Origin of the sequence: Actinophytocola sp. (assembly GCF_045807065.1) — a bacterium.
Lineage (GTDB): Bacteria > Actinomycetota > Actinomycetes > Mycobacteriales > Pseudonocardiaceae > Actinophytocola.
This window is the reverse complement of record NZ_JBJMIE010000039.1, coordinates 1-4,883: the sequence shown is the minus strand read 5'-3', so window position 1 is coordinate 4,883 and position 4,883 is coordinate 1. Positions and strand designations below refer to the sequence as shown.

Annotated in this window: 6 protein-coding genes and 1 pseudogene; 1 reads left to right on the top strand and 6 read right to left on the bottom strand. The window is 73.2% G+C overall.

Annotation, left to right across the window (positions count from 1 at the left end):
- Window positions 1-377 (top strand): annotated as a pseudogene (locus tag ACJ73U_RS02235) (hypothetical protein); the annotation flags it as partial.
- On the opposite strand, the gene ACJ73U_RS02230 reads toward ACJ73U_RS02235, so the two are convergent.
- The 6 genes from ACJ73U_RS02230 to ACJ73U_RS02205 all read right to left on the bottom strand — a co-directional run.
- The gene (locus tag ACJ73U_RS02230) at window positions 333-1,373 is read right to left on the bottom strand and encodes a M20/M25/M40 family metallo-hydrolase (protein WP_407775795.1); all 1,041 of its coding nucleotides are present in this window, start codon (window positions 1,371-1,373) and stop codon (window positions 333-335) included. The pseudogene ACJ73U_RS02235 and the gene ACJ73U_RS02230 overlap by 45 nt on opposite strands.
- Window positions 1,357-2,262: a [LysW]-aminoadipate kinase gene (locus ACJ73U_RS02225; RefSeq protein WP_407775794.1), complete on the bottom strand. Its 906-nt coding sequence runs from the start codon at window positions 2,260-2,262 to the stop codon at window positions 1,357-1,359. Before ACJ73U_RS02225 ends, ACJ73U_RS02230 begins: the two co-directional genes overlap by 17 nt.
- Window positions 2,183-3,205, bottom strand: a complete 1,023-nt coding sequence (gene argC / locus ACJ73U_RS02220; RefSeq protein ID WP_407775793.1) for an N-acetyl-gamma-glutamyl-phosphate reductase — start codon at window positions 3,203-3,205, stop codon at window positions 2,183-2,185. Before argC ends, ACJ73U_RS02225 begins: the two co-directional genes overlap by 80 nt.
- Window positions 3,202-4,053, bottom strand: coding sequence for a lysine biosynthesis protein LysX (gene lysX, locus ACJ73U_RS02215; protein WP_407775792.1), 852 nt, complete (start codon window positions 4,051-4,053; stop codon window positions 3,202-3,204). Before lysX ends, argC begins: the two co-directional genes overlap by 4 nt.
- A complete protein-coding gene (locus ACJ73U_RS02210) occupies window positions 4,050-4,223 on the bottom strand; it encodes a lysine biosynthesis protein LysW (protein WP_407775791.1) in 174 nt (57 codons plus the stop codon). Before ACJ73U_RS02210 ends, lysX begins: the two co-directional genes overlap by 4 nt.
- Window positions 4,220-4,883: transketolase family protein (locus ACJ73U_RS02205; RefSeq protein WP_407775790.1), on the bottom strand; the 664-nt coding region annotated here is incomplete at its 5' end. The genes ACJ73U_RS02205 and ACJ73U_RS02210, both read right to left, overlap by 4 nt.

Here is a 4,883-nt window from a genome sequence, read left to right as displayed (position 1 = left end):
TCGCCGGGATGGCCGTCAGCGCGCACGTCCTGCCCGTCGCCGGCGCGTTCCTCGTGGTGATGGTGGGATACGCGGTGCTGTTCCTCACCGCTCGGCGGGGGATCGTCGAGCTGAAGGCGGCCGTCGCCAGCCAGGGCGCCGCGTTCGGGTTGTTCGGACTGGTGTCCGATGTGGGCAACGTGCTCGGGCCCGTCGTCGGGGTCGTGCTGTTCGAGGTGACCGGGCGGGTGTCGTTCGTGGTGCTCGGCGCGTTCGCCGGGGTGCTCGTCGCGGTGGCCACGGCCTTCGCCGGGCGCTGGCGGCGGTCCTTCCCCACCGCCGAGGTGCGCGTGCTACCCACGCAGCCCGGCGGCGAGGAGGTCCAGCGCGTCGCGTAGCACCTCGATCGCGGTCGCGTACTCGGTGAGCGCGATGTGCTCGTCGTCGGTGTGGTCCAGGGCCGAGTCGCCGGGGCCGTACACCGCCATGGGTACCTGCCAGCGCGGCGCCACGATGTTCAGGTCCGCCGTGCCCGTCTTCAGCTTCAGCGTCGGACGGGCGCCCCTGGCCCGGATGCCGGCGCACAGCGCGCGCACGGCCGCGCCGCGGTGGTCCACGCGGACGCCCGGGGTGCGGTCGTCGACGACCAGCTCACCGTCGCGGGTGGCCGAGCGCAGGTGGCGCTCGAACGCCGGCAGGTCGAAGGCCGGCGGGACCCGGACCGAGATCACCAGTGCGGCGTGCTCGATGTCGCCGGTCACCTCGTTCAGCGTCGGGATCGGTCGGTCGAACGCCTTCTCACCGGTGGACACCGACGCGCAGTACCCCACGACGTCCTGCCAGAACGCCGCCGCCGCCTCGCTCGCCTTCTCCGCCGGGCTCGCCGTGTGCACGGCCGGGCGGGACACGGTGTAGCGCAGCATGATCCGGCCCTTGTAGCCGATGCCCACCCCGGACCAGCCGTTCGGCTCGCCGACGACGGCGACCGCCGGGCGGAAGCACTCCGCGAGGTGGGTCGCGCCCCTGCCGTAGGTCTCCTCCTCGACCACGCCGGCCACCACGTACTGCACGCCGCGCACGTCCGCGTCCGCCGCCGCGCAGATCATCGTGGCCAGCGGGCCCTTCGCGTCCACCGTCCCCCTGCCGTACAGCAGGTCGCCGTCGCGGCGCACCAGCGGGCCGCCCGGCACGGTGTCCAGGTGGCCGGTCAGCAGGATCATCGGCGCGTCCGGGTCGCCGCGGCGGGCGATCGCGTTGCCGACCTCGTCGAGGTGGGTGGTGAAGCCCCAGTCACGCAGCTCCTCGACGAGGAAGTGGGCCAGCCGCTGCTCGTCGCCGGACACCGACGGGATCTCGACCATCCGCCGCAGCAGGGTCTCAGCTCGCTCGGACATGGTGTGCCCCCACGGCGGTGAAGCGGGTGCCGGCGCCCCCGAGCGCGGCGAGAACCGGCGAGTCGACGCGGCCGTCGGACAGGACCACGTTGTCCACGCCGGCGCGGCGGGCGTCCGCGGCGGCCTGGAGCTTGACCTTCATGCGACCGGCCGCCACGGTCAGGTCCAGGTCGTCGACCGGCACCGCCGGCACGACGCTGGTGGGGTCGTCGACGTCCCGCAGCAGGCCCGGCACGTTGGAGAGCACGACCAGCCAGTCCGCGCCGAGCGCGATCGCCAGGGCGGCGGCGAACCGGTCCGCGTCGACGTTCAACGGGCCGTCGGGACCGAGTGCCGGCGGGGAGACCACCGGCACGAAGCCGGCTCCCAGCAACGCATGCGGCAAGGTGGTGTCCACTTTGGACACGCGTCCGGACAGGTCGTCGCGGACGATCATGTCCACGCCGTCGACGGTCGCCCGGGCCGGGCGGTTGCGGGCCGCCGTCACCATGGCACCGTCCAGACCGGACAGTCCGACGGCGGGGACACCGCGGTCGACCAGCGCCCGCACGACCGCCGGCTTGACGCGGCCGAGGATGCCGAGCAGCAACGCGTCCAGTGCGGCGGCGTCGGTGTAGCGGCTGCGGCGGCCGTCCCGGGCCGTCAGGTAACGCGTGGGGCGACCCAGCTCCTCGGCCACCTGGTCGGCCGCCGCCCCGCCGCCATGGACCACGACGACCTCGGCGCCCCGCGACACCAGCGTGCGGATGTCGTCGCAGGCGCGGGTGATGTCCCCGGCCAGTGCGCCGCCGAGCTTGATGACGTGGCGATCAGAGCGGGTGCAGGCCCGTGAACTCGAGGCCGCTGGTCTCGTCCCAGCCGGCCGCGATGTTGAGGCACTGGACGGCATTTCCCGCACCTCCCTTGACGAGGTTGTCGATGGCCGACACGACGATCAGGTGCTCGGTGCCCGGCGTGACGGTCAGGCCGATGTCGCAGAAGTTGGTGCCGGCGAGGAGCTTGGGCTCCGGCAGCCGGTGGAGCGCCGACCGTTCGCGGACCAGGCGGACGAACGGCTCGTCCCGGTACGCCTCGCGGTAGACCGCCCACACCTCGCGGTCGCTCATCGGCCGGGGCAGCGTGACGTGGCAGACGACCTGCACCCCACGGACCGCCTCGACGGCCGTCACCGACATGTGCACGTCCACGCCGCACGCCTGCTCGATCTCCGCGATGTGCCGGTGCCCGTGCGGTTTCGCCATCCGCAGCACGCCGCTGCGCTCGGGGTGGTGGCTGCCCTCGTCCGGTGTGCGGCCGCCGCCGGAGGAACCGGTGCGGGCGTCGACCAGGACGGTGCGACTCAGCAACCCGGCGCGGCTCAGCGGATGCAGTGCCAGGATCGCCGCGTTGGCCATGCAGCCGGCGACCGCGATGTGCGTGGCGCCGCGCAGGTCGCCGCGGTTCAGCTCGGGGATGCCGGTGCGGAACCGGGCCAGCCAGGCCGGATCCGGGGCGCCACCGGGGTAGTAGCGGTCGCGGAGCCGGTCGTCGCGCAGGCGGAAGTCGGCGCTGAGGTCGACGATCCGGGGAGCGAGTGCCGCCCAGTGGTCGATCTCCTTCGCGGCCGCGCCGTGCGGGACGGCGAGGAACACGACGTCGGTCTCACCGACCTCGTGGGGCGGCACGAATGCCAGGCTGGTGCGGCCGCGGAGGTTCGGGTGCGCGGTGCGCAGCGGCCGCCCGGCGTGGCGTTCCGAGGTGACGTACGCGAGCTCGACGTGGGGGTGGCCCAGCAGCAGGCGGACCAGCTCGCCGCCGATGTACCCGCTGCCGCCGACGACGGTGGCCCTCATGCCGCACCTTCCACGGTGGACAGCGTGTGGGAGACGATCAGGTCGGCCACGTCCACGTCCGTGACGGCCGCCAGCCCGTGGAACTCCATGGTGTGGTTGACCTCCGTGACGAGCAGCTCGCCGGTCGACCGTTCCAGCAGGTCCACCGCGAGCATGCCGCCGCCGACCGCGGCCGCCGCCGCCACCGCCAGCGAGGCCACGTCCTCGGTCAGGGGGCACGGTTCGGTCGTGGCGCCGCGGGCGGTGTTGGTGATCCAGTGCTCCGAGCGCCGGTAGACGGCCGCGACCGGCTCGCCGCCGATGACGATCACGCGGATGTCGCGGTCCGGCTTGTCGACGTACTCCTGGATGTAGTAGACGTTGTGGATGGGGGAGCGCAGCGACTGCTTGTGCTCGATGAGGGTCTCCGCCGCGTCCCGGTCGTTCACCTTGGACAGCAGGCGACCCCAGGAACCCACCGGCGGCTTGATCACGGCCGGGTAGCCGACCTGTTCGATGGCCTCGATGGCGGCGTCCGGGGTGACGGCGACGACCGTTCTCGGTGTCGGCAGACCGGCCCGCGTCAGCGCGAGCGAGGTCAGGATCTTGTCGCCGCAGGTCTCCACCACGTGGCTGGGGTTGACCACCCGGTGACCCGCGGCCTCGAGGAGCCGCGCCGCGTAGACACTGCGGGTGTGCGACATGATCCGGTTGAGGACTCCGTGGTAGCGCGGGGTCTCCCCGGCGCCCAGGTGGTGGATCAGGGTCCGGTCGTCCACCTGGACGTGGGGGACGCCGCGCCGCTCGAGGGCGGCGAAGATCAGCCGCTCCTCGAGACGGGTGCGCGTGGTCGCGACGGCGAGGCTCATTCCCCGAAGTCTTCCTCGATGTCCGGCGCCAGTGCGTACTCGACCGGGTCCACGCCGATCACCTCGAGCTCGGCCTGGCAGCCGGGGCACACGATGATCGACGCGACCCGCACGTCGCCCGCGGGGACGACCTCGGTGCAGTCGGGGCAGGTGCTCAGAGTCGCGGTCATGACAAGGGTTTCCTTTCGTCCACTGTGGTGAGTGCCGCCGACACGACGTGTGCCGGTGACACCCCCGCCGCCGCTAGCTGTTCGGCGTGCGTTCCGGGGCGGTGGCAGAAGACGTCCGCCGTGCCGACGCGCCGCACCCGCGTGGGGCGGTGCTCCGCCAGTGCCTCCGCGACCGCGCCACCCAGGCCGCCGAACACCGAGTGGTCCTCGACGGTGACCACGCCGGCAGTCTGTTCGGCCGCGGCGACCAGCGCGGGCACGTCCAGTGGCTTGATCGTGTGCATGTTCAGCACCCGCGCGCTGATCCCCAGCCCGGCCAGCTCGGCGGCCGCGTCCAGGGCGAAGCGCACGGGGAGGGCGCCGGCGGCGACGAGCGTGACGTCGTCGCCCGCGCGCAGTTCCATGGCCCTGCCGAGGACCGGTTCCTGGTCGCTCACGGGGAGGACCGGGTCGCGGCCCAGCCGGAGGTAGACCGGGCCGGGGAGGTGGGCTGCCGCGGTGACCAGGTGTGTGGTTTCGACGGCGTCCGCGGGTGCGAGCACGGTCATGTTCGGCAGGGTCCGCATCGCGGCCAGGTCGGTGCTCGCGTGGTGGGTCGGGCCGTAGTGGGCGGCGGAGAGACCGGAGTGGGTGGCCACGATCCGGACCGGCAGGTCGTGG